The sequence below is a fragment of the Rhodococcus sp. 14-2470-1b genome, assembly GCF_002259415.1.
Lineage (GTDB): Bacteria > Actinomycetota > Actinomycetes > Mycobacteriales > Mycobacteriaceae > Rhodococcoides.
In genome coordinates this window covers 168425-183136 of sequence record NZ_NPFY01000019.1, presented here as the reverse complement: position 1 = coordinate 183136, position 14712 = coordinate 168425, and the positions used below count along the sequence as shown (strand labels likewise).

Here is a 14712-nt window from a genome sequence, read left to right as displayed (position 1 = left end):
CTTAGGGGACTGGACCTTCGGTGTGTTCGCCGTCCACGTACGCACCGCGGGCGGAAACTTATATGCTCGAACCTGTGAACGTGGTCGGCACTACACCTACTGCTGCCGTACCTCCCACGACGGCCACCACGGCCTCGGAGAGCGACTCGCGGCGCGAGTTGCGGCGCCTGGCACGGTCGACGCCTGCGCGCATGATCGCCATGGGCGGTCTGCTCATCGTGTTGCTGGTCGCGACGGGGTTCGTGACGAGCGAGGCTGTGTCCGATCGCGAGTCCACTCTCGATTCGTTGTTGGTGCGCACCGAGCCGCTGGCCAATTCCGCGCAGAACCTGTATGGCGCCCTGTCGGTCGCGGATGCCGCGGCGTCGACGGCATTCATCTCGGGTGGCCTGGAACCTCAGGCGGTGCGTGACCGGTATGCGCAGGCCATCGGTGACGCAGGCACCGAGCTGATTCGTGCGTCCGGTGGCCTCGGCGAGTCCGACACCGAGGCCAGGGAAGCTCTCACGGAGATCGGTGCGGCACTGCCGGTGTACACGGGCCTCGTCGAGACCGCCCGGTCCAACAATCGAAGTGGCAACCCCGTCGGATCGTCGTATCTCGGTGAGGCGTCCACGCTGATGCAGACCTCGCTGCTCCCGCGAGCCGAAGGGCTGTACACGGCACAGGCGTCGCGGGTGTCGGCCGATCAGGAAAGATTCGTGCACCCACCGGTGTTCGCGATCGCGACGATCATCGTCGTCCTCGGATTGCTGGTGTTGGCACAGATGTACTTGTCGCGGCGCACGCACCGGACGCTGAACTGGGGGTTTCTCACGGCGTCCGGTCTGGTGACGGTGCTCCTCGGGTGGATGCTCGTGGCCGGGCTCATCTCCGCGACCGCGACCGATCGTGCGCTCGACCGTGGTGTCACCCCGTTGCAGAAGCTCACCACGGGGTTCATCCTCGCTCAGCAGGCGAGGTCCGACGAGACGCTCAACCTCGTGCGCCGCGGCAGCACACGCGAGTACGACGCCGAATTCAACGACAACACGCAGCAACTGGCCGATCTGTTCCACGGTGATACGGCGATGACGGAGTCGCTGGCCAAGTGGAAGACCGCGCACCAACGGATCGACGACGCCTTGGCCGTCGGCGATTTCAACACCGCCGTCACCATCGCGACGGGAAGCGGCGTCGCGGATTCCGCGGTTCAGTTCAAGGCTCTCGACGACATGCTGATCGCCGGTATCGAGCAGGGCCGTACCGAGCTTCGAGGCAACGTCGAGCGGGCCAAGACCTCTCTCGTCGCGTTGAGCTCCGGAGCCATCGTCCTCACGATCGCCGCTGCGGCGGGTGTCGCAGGCGGTCTCGTTCCAAGGTTGCGTGAGTACCTGTGAACCGAACCCTTCTCGTCGTCGCTGCGATCCTCGTGGGTCTGCTCACCACCAGTTGCGTTGCACCGGAGGCGCTGCCGCCCGAGCCGGACATCAGCTACACCGAACCGCCCATGCCCGACGGAGCGGGGCCCGCCACGGATGCACCGGAAGTCGACTCTCCCGACCCTCAGTGCGCGCGCCCGACGGCCAGTCTTCGTCCCATGCAGTTCGGTTCAGGACAGTTCGGTTCAGGACAGTTCGGTTCAGGACAGTCCGGTCCGGCCCCGGAGAGCACGCCTCCGTCTCCGACCGTCGACCAGATCCGCGAGCGGGGCCGTCTGATCGTCGGTCTCGACACGGGCAGCAACCTTTTCAGCTTTCGTGATCCGATGACCGGCAAACTCGTCGGCTTCGACGTCGACATCGCGCGCGAGATTTCCCGCGACCTGTTCGGCGATCCGGATCGAGTGGACTTTCGCATCCTGACCTCGGCGGAACGCATCGAGGCACTGCAGAACTCGACGGTCGACGTCGTAGTCAAGACAATGACCATCACCTGCGCGCGCAAACAGGAAGTGTCGTTCTCGACGGTGTACTTCCAGGCGCAGCACAGGGTGCTCGCGGTCAAGAATTCCGGCATCAACGGCGTTGCGGACCTGGCGAACCGGAGAGTGTGCGCGGTGGACGGAACGACGTCGCTGCGACGGCTGCAACGCATCGTCCCGACAGCGCAGATCACCACGGCAGCGATGTGGTCGGATTGCCTCGTCGTCCTCCAACAGCGCCAGGTCGACGCCATCAGCACCGACGACACCATCCTCGCCGGCCTCGCCGCCCAGGACCCGTACCTGGAACTCGTCGGCGAGAGCCTGAGCCCCGAACCGTACGGTGTCGGAATCAAGAAGGAGAGTGAGGATCTGGTGCGGTTCGTCAACGGCACCCTGGAGCGAATCCGCGGTGACGGAACCTGGAACCGCCTCTACAACCGTTGGCTTTCCGTCCTGGGCAGCTCGCCCGGCCCGCCGTTCCCCCAGTACGTGGACTGACATGAGCACCAGAGACCCCGAGACCCCGACCGGTCGAGCCACCGCACCCTCACAGCGGACCGAAGCCGTGTCCCGAACCGAAGCCGTGTCCCGAACCGAAGCAGTGTCCCGAACCGAAGCAGTCGCCCGAACCGAAGCAGTCGCCCGAACCGAAGCATCCGAGCGCACCCAGGCCGCCGACCGAACCCAGGCCGCCGACCGAACCCAGGCTTCTCCTGTATCGCAGGTTCGTTCGTCGCGCACGTCCGGGAGGACGAGGCCGAGTCGGTCGAATCGAACGGATCCTCGCCGACGCCTCGGCGCAGGCCTGGTGGACATTCCTCGCGTCGATCCCGTCGACCCGGCGACGGCGGTGATGTCCGATCCCACTGTTCCGCAACGCAAACGGTTCTGCTGGAAATGCAATTCACCGGTAGGCCGCAGCGCCGATGGCGAGCCGGACATGCCGTCGGGGATCTGTCCTCACTGCGGTTCGACGTACGATTTCACGCCGTTGCTCGAGCCGGGCGATCTCGTCGTCGGGCAGTACGAGGTGCAGGGGTGCATCGCTCACGGTGGTCTCGGTTGGATCTACCTGGCCATCGACCGCAATGTCAGCGATCGCTGGGTGGTGTTGAAGGGTCTGTTGCACTTCGGCGACGACGAAGCCCACGCGGTCGCCGTAGCCGAGCGTCAATTCCTCGCGGAGGTGGCGCATCCGGGTGTCGTGAAGATCTACAACTTCGTCGAGCAGCCACGCACCGACGGCACCCGCATCGGGTTCATCGTCATGGAGTACGTGGGTGGGCGTTCGCTGCGCGACATCCTGTCCTCGCGCAAGGACGCGGAGTCGGGTGCGCGGGTTCGGATGCCGGTGGAACAAGCCATCGCCTACGTTCTGGAAGTACTGCCCGCGCTGTCCTACCTCCACTCCATCGGGTTGGTGTACAACGATCTCAAGCCCGAGAACATCATGGTCACCGACGATCAGATCAAGCTCATCGACCTCGGCGCGGTCGCGGGTATCGAGGATTTCGGGTATCTCTACGGCACCGCCGGGTATCAGGCACCGGAGATCGTCGAGACCGGCCCGACGGTCGCATCGGACATCTACACCGTCGGGCGCACGCTGGCGGTTCTCACTCTGGACATGCCTCAGACGAAGGGGAAGTACGACCCGGGCATACCGTCGCCGGACGATCACGAACTGCTCCGCAAGTACCCCTCGTTCCATCGATTGCTGCTGCGTGCCACTAATCCCGATCCAGCACAGCGTTTCTCCACCGCGGATGTGCTGGCCAGCCAAGCCACCGGTGTGCTCCGGGAAATTCTGTCTCTGCAGACCGGAACGGAACGTCCAGGCCTGTCGACGGCGTTCAGTCCGCCGCGCACCACGTTCGGCACCGAGGAGTCCGTCGGGCGCACGGACACGTACGTCGACGGCAAGGTGCGCGGCGACAGGATAAGCGCTCGCGACGTCGTCTCTGCTCTTCCTGTTCCACTGGTCGATCCACTCGATCCGAGTGCGCCTCTGCTGGCGGCGGCGGTGCACAGCGAACCGCAGCAGACGCTGGATTCCCTTGCGCACGCGCGCCGTAACGGTATCGAGAGGTTTGCCGACGGATCGCCGGGCGGGCTCGAGATCACGCTCGCGGAGGTGAAGGCGCACATCGACCTCGGAGATACCGGGACCGCGCAGTCGGTGCTGAACCAGGTGATCACCGACGGCCCCGATCCGTGGCGCGTCGAGTGGTACTCCGGCCTTCTCGACCTGTTGCGCACCGAGTTCTCGGATGCATCCACACATTTCGAGAACGTTCTGGATGCGATGCCGGGTGAGCTGGCGCCCAAGATTGCCCTGGCGGCGAGCGCCGAGCTGATCATGGAGGGCACGTCGGTCCAGGATCCGGAAGAGCGCGAGAAGTGGCGGGCCTGCGCCGAGTCGTACTATCTCTCGGTGTGGCGCACCAACCGCGCCGTCGTCAGCTCCGCCTTCGGCCTTGCGCGCCAGATGATGTACCGCAGCGACCCCACCGCGGCTGTCGGAGTGTTGGATCAGGTTCCCATCAGCTCGCGGCACTACGCCGTCGCTCGTATGACGAGTGTGCTGACGCTGTTGATGGATCGGCCGTCCCCCGACCTCGAGGAGGACGACTTCCGCGAGGCCGCGAGACGTGTCGCCATGCTCCCGCGGCGAGAACCACGAGCGTTGCAGATGCGCACGCTGGTGTTGGCGATGGCAATGGACTGGGTTCGGTCCGGTCAGGCTGTCGAAGCCGAACGTGAGCCGATTCTCGGCGCTCCGTTCACCGAGACGGGCCTGCGCTCGGGCACCGAGACCGGGCTACGCGCCCTTGCCCGGAACGCGACCGACCGCGCGCACCGCTACACGCTCGTCGACCTCGCCAACGCCATCAGGCCACAGTCACTCTTCTGACACGTTCTGCTCTGACACGTTCTGCTCTGACACGTTCTGCTCCGACACGACCTGTTCGGTGGCGCGGGCGATGGCGAGTTCTTCGTCGGTCGGGACGACGAGGACGGTCACCGCCGAGTCATCGGCCGAGATCACGCGAGCGTCTTTGCTGCGTACGGCATTTCGCTCGGGGTCGACGACGATGCCGAACCCTTCCAGGGATGCCAGTGCGTCCGCGCGCACAGCGGAGGCATTTTCGCCGACGCCTGCCGTGAACGTGATGGCGTCGAGACGGCCCAGATTCACCATGTACGCACCGATGTACTTGCGGAGTCGGTGAATGTAGACGTCGTAGGCGAGTGCGGCATTGTCGTCACCATCGTCTATCTTCTGAGCGAGCACTCGAAAGTCGTTGACACCTGCCAGTCCTTTGAGCCCGGAATGCCTGTTCAGCAATTCATCGATCGCGTCGACGTCCATGTCCGCGTTGCGCCGCAGGTGCATGACGACGCCGGGGTCGATGTCACCGCTGCGAGTGCCCATGACCAAGCCTTCCAGGGGTGTCAGACCCATCGACGTGTCGATGGGAACGCCGCTGCGGACAGCCGACACCGACGCTCCGTTGCCCAAGTGCAACACGATCTGGTTCAGGTCGTCTCGGCCGAGGAACTCCGACACCCGACCGGAGACGTACTCGTGCGACGTGCCGTGGAAGCCGTAGCGCCTGATCCCGTTCTTCCTGGCCACCTCTCGGTCGATCGCATACGTGGCCGCGGCGGCGGGCAGCGAATGGAAGAACGCGGTGTCGAACACGGCGACGTGCGGGATCGACGGCAGTTGCTCGCGGGCAACCTCGATACCGAGCACGTTCGGTGGATTGTGCAGCGGCGCAAGCGCACTGAGGTCGGAAATCGGCTTCACCACTTCGTCGTCGATCAGTGTCGGCCGATAGAAGATCTCACCGCCGTGTACGACGCGGTGGCCCACCGCCGTCACGTCGGAACCCAGCTCCACTCCTGCGTTCTCCAGCATGTCGAACGCGACGGCGAGACCGACACCGTGATCGGCTATCTCCCGGCGGTTCTCGGTCTCCTCGCCGTGGAACTCGAGGACGACGCGGCCTTCCGGCTCCCCGATCTGCTCGACCAGCCCGGAGGCGACGGACCGGCCGGTCTCGGGTTCGACCAATTGGAACTTCACCGACGACGAGCCGGAGTTGACGACGAGAACGCTCATGCCTGCTGCCCCTGTGCTTGGATAGCCGTGATGGCAACGGTGTTCACGATGTCCTCGACGAGTGCGCCGCGAGAGAGATCGTTGACAGGTTTGCGTAGACCCTGCAGGACCGGCCCGACCGCGACGGCACCCGCACTCCGCTGCACCGCCTTGTAGGTGTTGTTTCCCGTGTTGAGGTCCGGGAAGATGAACACCGTTGCGCGGCCGGCGACGTCGGAATCGGGCAGCTTGGACTTCGCGACGGACGGCTCGATCGCTGCGTCGTACTGAATCGGACCCTCCACGAGCAGTTCCGGGTTTCGTTCACGCACGAGCCTGGTGGCCTCGCGCACCTTGTCGACGTCGGCGCCGGTTCCCGAGTCCCCGGTGGAGTAGGACAGCATCGCGATGCGGGGCTCGATACCGAACTGAGCCGATGTCGTCGCCGACGAGATCGCGATGTCAGCGAGCTGTTCGGCCGTCGGGTCCGGCACGATAGCGCAGTCGCCGTAGGCGAGAACGCGGTCGGACAGGCACATCAGAAAGATGCTCGAGACGGTGTCGACGCCGTCGGCCGTCTTGATGATCTCGAACGACGGACGGATCGTGTGAGCTGTGGTGTGGGCGGCACCCGACACCATGCCGTCGGCAATTCCCTTGTACACCATCATGGTTCCGAAGTACGAGATGTCGGTCATGATCTCGCGTGCCCGCTCGATGCGCATGCCCTTGTGCTTGCGTAGTTCGGTGTACTCGGCGGCGAAGTCCTCGGCGTAATCCGAGGTCTTGGGGTCGAGCACCTGCGCGTCACCGAGGTCGACACCGAGTTCCGCAGCGCGACGCCGGATGGGGCCTTCCTCGCCGAGGATCGTCAACGTGGCCACCTGCCGCTGCAGCAGCCTGCCCGCCGCACGCAGGATGCGGTCGTCTCCGCCCTCGGGGAGCACGATGTGTTTCTGATCGGCACGAGCCCGGTGAATCAGCTGATATTCGAACATCTGCGGGGTGGTGATCGACGGGATGCTCAGCTCCAGCCGATCCAGCAGGGCCCGTGCGTCGACGCGCTGTTCCATCAGGCTCAGTGCGGTGTCCACCTTGCGCTGCGAGCCGACGGCCACCCGGCCACGTGCTTTCGCGGCCGCGGAGGCGGTGTCGAACGTACCGAGATCGGTCGTCAGGATCGGCAGTTTGGGTCCGAGACCGGACACGAGCCTGGCGATCGCCGGGTGCGGCTCGATGCCCCCGTTCATGATGATGCCGGCGAGCGAGGGAAAGCCCTCTGCTTCATGGGCGTTGACCAGTGCCAGTAGCACGTCCGAGCGGTCGGCCGGGGCGATGACGACCACCGAATCCGTCAGACGCTCGAGGATGTGCTCGGCCGTCATACCGCCGACCATGACCCGAAGAGCTTCGCGCTGCATGAGCTCGGGGTCTCCGCTGTAGAGCTTTCCGTCGACGGCCTCGAGCAGCTCGGCCATCGTCGGAGCGATCAGCAGCGGGATCTCCGGCAGGCTCCACGCCGGCACTCCGAGCGGTGTCAACGCTTCGGTCACCTCGTCGAGCTTGTCGGGGTCGCATCGATTGGCGACGATCGCGGCGAGGTGCGCGTGGTGCTGGCGAAGCTCGGCCTGACACAACTGTGCCAACTGGACGATCTCCCCCGTCGACCGTTCCGAACCTCGAAGTGCAAGCAGCACAGGCGCACCGAGATTGGCAGCGACACGGGCGTTGAAGCTCAGCTCCGACGGACTGCCGACGTCCGTGAAATCGCTGCCGACGATCACCACGGCATCGCATTGCGCGGCGACGTCGTGGAAGCGTGCGACGATCTCACCGAGAGCGGCGTCGGGATCGGCGTGCACGGCCTCGTAGGTGACGCCGAGCGACTGCTCGTAGGACAGATCCGCCGTCGTGTGATCGACGAGAAGTTCCAGAATGTAGTCGGTTTCCGTCGTCGACCTCGCGATGGGCCGAAAGACACCGACCCGGGCCGCAGACGCGCACAGCATCTGGAGCACTCCGAGTGCAATGGTCGACTTACCGGTGTCGCCCTCGGGTGAGGCGATGTAGATGCTCGATGCAGGCTCGGCCATGGGAGTCAGCGTACTGGTTCCACTGTTGACAGAAGGTGACCTGCGGTAGTCAGATCGGTCATGGCCGAATCACCGTTTCCCGATGTGCGCTGGGGCAGCGAAACGAGCTTCATCCGCACACCCGCCGTCGCGTTCGCCGCGACCAAACCCGGATCGTGGGTGATCCGAAATCTCGCAGGCGTCGACCGCAGGCTGCTCGAGCGAACGAACGGCCGATTCACGATCCTCGGTCCCATCGCTGCACCCGTCGTGCTCCTGACGACGACCGGCCGCAAATCCGGCCGACCCAGGACGTCGCCACTGCTCTACTACCGCGAGAGCGACAAGCTGTACGTCGTCGGCAGCAACTTCGGGCAACAGCACCACCCGGCATGGACGTCGAATCTCCTCGCCGACCCCAACGCCACCGTCGCCATCGGGGGCAGGAAGATCCCCGTCACCGCCACCCCCGTCGTCGGCGCGGAGAAAGCTCGCATCTACGCGGCGTTCAACGACATGGTCCGCGTCTACGGGGAGTACAAGAACCGCACCGACCGGGACATGCGCATGTTCGAACTGGCGGCCGTGCATCCCTGACCACCCGCATGAATGTGCCACCGCAACCGTCTACGCGTTGCGGTGGAACATCCATGCCGGCGGGGAGCGGCCGAACTAACCCAACTTGCGAAGCCGCGGGGACAGGTCGCGCTCGAAGAGTTCGAGGAAGCGCTTCTGGTCGTGTCCGGGAGCGTGGAAGACCAGGTGGTTCAGGCCCGCGTCGGTGTACTGCTTGACCTTCTCCACGGCCTCGTCGGGGTCGGAGGCGACGATCCACCGCTTGGCGACCTGCTCGATGGGCAGTTCGTCGGCTGCTTTCTCCATTTCGATCGGGTCGTCGATGGAGTGCTTCTGCTCCGGGGTCAGTGACAGTGGCGCCCAGAATCGGGTGTTCTCCAGCGCGAGGTCCGGGTCGGTGTCGTAGGAGATCTTGATTTCGATCATCTTGTCGATGTCGCCTGCGTCGCGTTCGGCTTTGCCTGCGCCCTCTTCGACGGCGGGGAGCAGCTTGTCGGTGTAGAGCTCCATGCCCTTGCCGGAGGTGCAGATGAAGCCGTCGCCTGCGCGGCCTGCGTACCGGGCGACGACGGGTCCGCCCGCAGCGATGTAGACGGGGATTCCGCCTTCGGGGACGTCGTAGATCGATGCACCCTTGGTGGTGTAGTACTCGCCGTCGAAGTCGACGCGATCACCGAGCCACAGTTCTCGCATCAGGCGCACGGATTCGCGGAGGCGCGCGAAGCGTTCCTTGAATTCGGGCCATTCTCCGGTGAATCCGGTGGCGATTTCGTTGAGTGCTTCGCCGGTGCCGACGCCGAGCATGATGCGTCCCGGGTACAGGCAGCCCATCGTGGCGAATGCCTGCGCGATGACGGAGGGGTTGTAGCGGAAGGTCGGGGTGAGGACCGAGGTGCCGAGCTGGATGGTCGTGGTTCGCTCGCCGACGGCCGTCATCCATGCGAGCGAGAACGGTGCGTGTCCGCCTTCGTGACGCCACGGCTGGAAGTGGTCGCTGACCGTCGCCGAGTCCATGCCGTGCTGCTCGGCGAGTACGCCCAGTTCCACGAGTTCACGTGGACCGAACTGCTCTGCCGACGCCTTGTATCCGAGTTTCAAAGCCTGTGCCACGCGCTACTCCCTCGTCGAAAGTCACTAGTACCTCGATTGTGCACTCCCGATGGAAACGGTGGGCTAGCGGATCCCCAGCACCGTGACAATTCCGGCCAGGACGGCAACTGCACCGATTCCGACGGCGAACACCCAGAGTTCCTTGGCGTCGGGCATCGGCGCTCCGGCTTCGAGTGCCCGGCGGACTTTCGACCAACGTCGCAATCCGACGGCCGCGGCCGAGGCCGCCAACCCGATCAACACCAGTCCGAGTGTCGTTCTCACCCACCCCGTGCTGAAGTCGGGAACGAGGTGGACGATGGCGATACCGCCTGCGAGCAAGCCGAGCGACGTGCGCATCCACGCCAGGAAGGTGCGTTCGCTGGCCAGGGTGAATCGTTCGTCCGGACGGGTGGCGGGTCCAGCAGGCGGCTCGTCGGTCACACTCCACATGATGCACCATCGGGTGGACGCGCTATTTCTTCGGGCGCAGCACCGTTCCGTGCACTCCGTGCTCGTCGACGGCGGCGAGCTCGGCGTCGTCCAGATCGGCGAAAGTGGTTGCTGCCAGGTTGTGTTCGAGTTGAGCGGTCGAGCTCGCACCGATGAGCGCAGTGGTGACCTCCGGACGGCGAAGAACCCACTGCAACGCCAGCTGAGGTAACGACTGACCACGTGCCTGCGCAATCGTGTTCAGCGCGGCGGCTCGCGCGAGGTAGACGTCGGAGATGTCGTCGGCGTTCAGGAAAGCACTGTCGGCGGCGCGTGAATCCGCAGGCACGGTGCCCTGCAGGTACTTGTCGGTGAGCAGTCCCTGTGCCAGCGGCGAGTAGGCGACCACACCGGTGCCGTCCTGAGCTGCAGTGTCCAGGTGACCACTCCGTTCGACGGTCCGATCGAAGATGGAGTACCTGGATTGGTGCACGAGCAGAGGTGTGCCCAGCTTCTCCGCGATGATCGCCGCGTCGTGAGCGCGCTCGGCGGTGTAGTTGGAGATGCCGATGTAGTGGGCTTTGCCCTGCGCCACGATGGAGGCCAGGGCTCCGATGGTCTCTTCCAGCGGCGTGTCGAGGTCCGGGCTGTGCGAGTAGAAGATGTCGACGTGATCGACTCCCAGGTCACGCAGGGTGATGTCGATGGAATCGAGCAGTGTCTTCCGTCCGCCACCGGCCAGGTACGGGCTCGCGCCGATGGGGTTGCCTGCCTTCGACGCGATGACGATCTCGTCGCGATACTGCCCGAGATCGCTACCGAGTACGCGACCGAACACTTTCTCCGCGGCACGAAATGGTGGACCGTAGCGGTTGGCGAGATCGAAGTGCGTGATTCCCAGATCGAAGGCACGCAGGATGATCTCGCGCTGGGTCTCGAAATTGCGGTTGTCGCCGAAGTTCTGCCACAGACCGAGCGAGAACTCGGGAAGCGTCAATCCGCTTCTGCCGCTTCGGCGAAACTGCGCGTTGTCGTAGCGGTTCTCCGCTGCTGAGTAGGTCACGACGCTTTTCGGTCCGATGCGGCGTGCTCGTCGTCCAGACCGAGGTGGCCACGCAATGTGGTGGATGTGTATTCGGTGCGGTGGACGCCACGTTCCTGAAGGGCAGGAACGAGTTTGTCGACGAGGTCGTCGATACCGTCGCGCAGGTGGTAGGGGTTGATGTTGAATCCGTCGACGACGCGGTGGCGCACCAGCTCGGTCCAGCGGTCTGCGACCTGGGCCGGCGTACCCGAGTGGAAACGCGACGCAGGCGATACTTCGAGAACGAGCTCTCTGATGGACAACCCCTTGTCCGACGCCAGCTTTCGCCACCGCTCGATCTGGTCCAACTTCCCGGTGCGCGCGTCGATCGACAGCGTGCCTCTGGACGGATCGAGCTCGGTGTCCACCGGATCGATGTCCGGGAGCGGACCCTCCGGGTCGTACGCCGACAGGTCTTTGCCCCAGTAGTGTTCGAGGAACGCGATGGCGCGAACACCGTTGTGCGCGTTGGATCGCAGCCAGCGTACCTTCTCCTCGGCCTCGTCGGGAGTGTCCCCGAGGACGACTGTCACGCCGGGCAGAATCCTCACGGCATCCGCCGCCCGCCCGAACGCCGCGGTTCTGGTACGGAGATCGCGGGCGTAGGCGACGGCGTCGTCGTAGGCGTTGTTGGCCGAGAACACGACGTCGGCGTGACGCGCAGCGAGATCGCGTCCGCCCGTCGAGTCGCCGGCCTGGAACAGTATCGGTCGACCTTGTGCACTGGCCGGGACGTTCGGCGTCGCGTGCGCCGTCAGAAGGTCGGTGTCCGAGCCGATCTTCTCACCGGCCCAGTACTGCTTGGCAAGTTCGACGACCTGTGTTGCGCGCTCGTATCGACGTTCGTGGGCGAGCCACCCGCCGCGCCGGAAGTTCTCACCGGTCCAGGCATTGTCGGTGGTGACGATGTTCCAGCCTGCGCGCCCCTCGGAGAGCGCGTCGAGGCTCGCGAGGCGCCGAGCAAGTTCGACCGGAAGGCTGTACGTGGTGTTCTGCGTTGCGACGAGCCCGATGCGCTCGGTGACGCTCGCGAGTGCCGAGAGTTGGGTGATGGCGTCGGGGCGGCCCGCGATGTCGGTGGACAGGATGGCGCCGCGGTTCTCGCGAACGCGCTGGCCGTCACCGAGGAAGAAGGCGTCGAACAGTCCGCGTTCGAGCTTCTGTGCGACCTCGACGAACGTGTCCGCGGCGACCTGGTCGGGGGCGTTCGGGTCCTCCCACACGGTCTGGGCACCGATGCCGGGGTAGAAGACTCCGAGGTGGATCTGTGCGTTCTCGTCGTAGGCGGCACCGGTGTCGGGATGGCTGTCGATGGTCGACAAGAGTTCTCCTAGTTCTGTGCCGTCACGGCGTAGCGGCTGACGGGATGGTCGAGTCCGAGGTTCTCTCGGAGTGTGCGGCCCGGTTCCGGGCGGCGCAGTGCCCCCGCCTCGGCCAGTGCGGGCGCGACCCGGTCGATCAGGTCACCGAACTCCCCGGCGGATGCCGGCGTGAACCGAACTCCGTCGACAACGCCGACGAGCGGCGAAACATCCTCCGTCACCGACACATCCGTGAACACCAGCCGGTCGTGCTCGGCGGCCGAGGTCGGATCGTCGACGAGGACGATGTCGAGCAGATCGGTGATACCGAGGTCCGCGCGACCGATGACGACGATCTGGCCCTGCGGCGAGCGCGGAGTGATGAGTGGTCCGACGACATCGAAGAACTCTCCTTCGAATCGAACGTGGTGAACCTTGTCCGGGTCGAGGTACCTGCCGGTCGCGGTGTCGCGGATGACGGCGTCGTCCTCCCACGAATCCCACAGTCGCCGTGCGAGATCGACGACGTCGCGTACCTCCGGCGTGATCGCGTCGGCGTCGCGCACGGTGGATCCCACTGCGTCGTGGGCGGCGCTGCGATTGTCGGCGCCGACGACCCAGGCACCGCGTCCGTGCGAGGTGTGATCGAGGCTGGCCAGCTGGGTGGCGAGGAAGAACGGCTCGGTGGTGAGCGTGTGGACCGTCGGCGCCAGTCCGATCGTCGACGTCGTGGACGAGACGAACGCGGCACGGGTCCCCGCGTCGATGCGGTTTTTTTCGTCGGCTTCGGGAACGAGCGCATCCCCGAACGTGACGAGGGTGAATCCGGCGCGTTCGGCGGCCGTCACCGCTTCCTTCAGTGCCCTCGGCGATTCGTTGCGGCCGTCCAGTTCGACAGCCAGAAGTAGTCCGTTTTCTTTGCTCACTGCGTGTGCACCCTTCTCTGCTGATGGACTCAGTCGACCGTGGGGACGCCGTGCTCTTTCAGTGCAGGAAACCCACCGTCCACGTGCGAGACGTCGGTGTAGCCGAGCCCCTTCAGTTCGTCGACGACGGGGCCGGAGCCCTGGACGGATCCGCAGAACACGACGATCGGCTCGTCGCGATCACGGTCGGGGGCGCCGAACTCTGCCTCGACGGCAGCCTTGTCGACGACGATGGCTCCGGCGACGGTGCCGAACTCGATTCGCGACTTCTCACTTCGGACGTCGATCAATGTCGCGGTGGCGGAAACTGCCTCGGCGGGAGAGATCAGTGATGCGTCGTTCGAGCTCATGGTCCTACTTTCGAGAAAAGGTGGAATTACTTGCCTCAATCGACCATCGATCTTTCCCCACGGATCAGGTAGGAAAAAGGATTGGGATCAGCCTGAGTCGAATGGACACCTCAGGCCGGGGTACGCACCAACGTCAGTTCCGAGCGTTGGCGAAGCTCGAACCCGATGGACAGGTACAACCGAATGGCGTTCTCGTTCGACGCCGACGCGTGCAGAAACGGCTTCTCGCCGCGTTCCCGGATGCCGTGCCCGACGGCACGCACGAGTTCGGTGGCCAGGCCACGACCACGGTAGGCCGAATCGGTGCAGACAGCGCTGATCTCGGTCCACCCCTCCGGGTGCATCCGCTCCCCCGCCATCGCGATCAGCGCACCCCCGGCATCGGCGTCACGGATCCCGAGGTAGGTTCCGAGCTCGAACGTCCTCGGCAGGAACGGTCCCGGCTTGGTGCGGTCGACGAGATCCAGCATCTCCGGAACATCGGATGCACCGAGTTCGACGGCATCCGCGTAGGGCCGCGTCTCGAGATGAGTCCCGACGAGCTGGACGAGGCCGAACTGGTCGATCAGCTCCCAGCCGTCGGGAATCACGTGCCCGGTGCCGCGCAGCGACACGATCTCACCGTGTCCGAACAGTTCGACGATGTCGTTCCAATCGGTGGCCTCCAGGACGGGAGGGTGCCCGAGGAACGGCGCGACCTCCGGGTCGAAGCGAAAACTGCGGCCCACCGTGCGCGCGAACCGGGCGTGCGCCCCCAGCAGTGAACTGCGAATCGGATCGTCGAGCGGGTGACCCGCCTGCTCGTCGAGGAAGTTGATGCTCAACGTGTTCCTTTCGAGAATTCTCTGCCCTTCACTCACATCCATCC

13 protein-coding genes are annotated in these 14712 nt (G+C 65.1%); 4 read left to right on the top strand and 9 right to left on the bottom strand.

What is annotated here, in order from left to right; all coding sequences use genetic code 11:
• Nucleotides 1-62: 62 nt before the first annotated feature.
• The 3 genes from CH293_RS15150 to CH293_RS15140 are packed head-to-tail and all read left to right on the top strand — an operon-like array spanning nucleotide 63 to nucleotide 4820.
• Entirely contained in the window at nucleotides 63-1379 is a 1317-nt protein-coding gene (locus CH293_RS15150) for a hypothetical protein (RefSeq protein ID WP_255122870.1), read from the top strand.
• Complete coding sequence (locus CH293_RS15145; protein WP_094720681.1) at nucleotides 1376-2404, top strand: glutamate ABC transporter substrate-binding protein; 1029 nt, start codon at nucleotides 1376-1378, stop codon at nucleotides 2402-2404. Before CH293_RS15150 ends, CH293_RS15145 begins: the two co-directional genes overlap by 4 nt.
• 1 nt (nucleotide 2405) lies before the next feature.
• Nucleotides 2406-4820: a serine/threonine-protein kinase gene (locus tag CH293_RS15140; RefSeq protein ID WP_255122869.1), complete on the top strand. Its 2415-nt coding sequence runs from the start codon at nucleotides 2406-2408 to the stop codon at nucleotides 4818-4820.
• Here the strand turns inward: CH293_RS15140 and CH293_RS15135 are convergent.
• Nucleotides 4809-6035 (bottom strand): acetate kinase, encoded by a 1227-nt coding sequence (locus tag CH293_RS15135; RefSeq protein WP_094720680.1) that lies wholly within the window; start codon nucleotides 6033-6035, stop codon nucleotides 4809-4811. The two genes, CH293_RS15140 and CH293_RS15135, sit on opposite strands and share 12 nt — an antisense overlap.
• Entirely contained in the window at nucleotides 6032-8107 is a 2076-nt protein-coding gene (gene pta, locus CH293_RS15130) for a phosphate acetyltransferase (protein WP_037107564.1), read from the bottom strand. Before pta ends, CH293_RS15135 begins: the two co-directional genes overlap by 4 nt.
• Nucleotides 8108-8167: 60 nt before the next feature.
• Here pta and CH293_RS15125 point away from each other — a divergent pair, with 60 nt between their 5' ends.
• A complete protein-coding gene (locus CH293_RS15125; RefSeq protein ID WP_094720679.1) occupies nucleotides 8168-8683 on the top strand; it encodes a nitroreductase/quinone reductase family protein in 516 nt (171 codons plus the stop codon).
• 75 nt (nucleotides 8684-8758) lie between these two features.
• Here CH293_RS15125 and fgd read toward each other — a convergent pair whose 3' ends face one another.
• The 7 genes from fgd to CH293_RS15090 form a co-directional block, all read right to left on the bottom strand.
• Nucleotides 8759-9772 carry a glucose-6-phosphate dehydrogenase (coenzyme-F420) gene (gene fgd, locus CH293_RS15120; RefSeq protein ID WP_037107569.1) on the bottom strand — a complete coding sequence of 338 codons (1014 nt, stop codon included), beginning with the start codon at nucleotides 9770-9772 and terminating at the stop codon, nucleotides 8759-8761.
• Between the two features lie 63 nt (nucleotides 9773-9835).
• A complete protein-coding gene (locus CH293_RS15115) occupies nucleotides 9836-10204 on the bottom strand; it encodes a YidH family protein (RefSeq protein ID WP_094720678.1) in 369 nt (122 codons plus the stop codon).
• Nucleotides 10205-10226: 22 nt separating this feature from the next.
• Entirely contained in the window at nucleotides 10227-11246 is a 1020-nt protein-coding gene (locus CH293_RS15110; RefSeq protein ID WP_094720677.1) for an aldo/keto reductase, read from the bottom strand.
• Nucleotides 11243-12589 carry an LLM class flavin-dependent oxidoreductase gene (locus CH293_RS15105; protein WP_094720676.1) on the bottom strand — a complete coding sequence of 449 codons (1347 nt, stop codon included), beginning with the start codon at nucleotides 12587-12589 and terminating at the stop codon, nucleotides 11243-11245. Before CH293_RS15105 ends, CH293_RS15110 begins: the two co-directional genes overlap by 4 nt.
• An 8-nt stretch (nucleotides 12590-12597) precedes the next feature.
• Nucleotides 12598-13494, bottom strand: coding sequence for an LLM class flavin-dependent oxidoreductase (locus CH293_RS15100; protein WP_094720675.1), 897 nt, complete (start codon nucleotides 13492-13494; stop codon nucleotides 12598-12600).
• 29 nt (nucleotides 13495-13523) lie between these two features.
• Nucleotides 13524-13844, bottom strand: coding sequence for a rhodanese-like domain-containing protein (locus tag CH293_RS15095; protein ID WP_094720674.1), 321 nt, complete (start codon nucleotides 13842-13844; stop codon nucleotides 13524-13526).
• A 110-nt stretch (nucleotides 13845-13954) separates the two neighbouring features.
• On the bottom strand, nucleotides 13955-14668 hold the full coding sequence (locus tag CH293_RS15090) for a GNAT family N-acetyltransferase (protein WP_094720776.1): 714 nt from the start codon (nucleotides 14666-14668) through the stop codon (nucleotides 13955-13957).
• Between the last annotated feature and the right edge of the window lie 44 nt (nucleotides 14669-14712).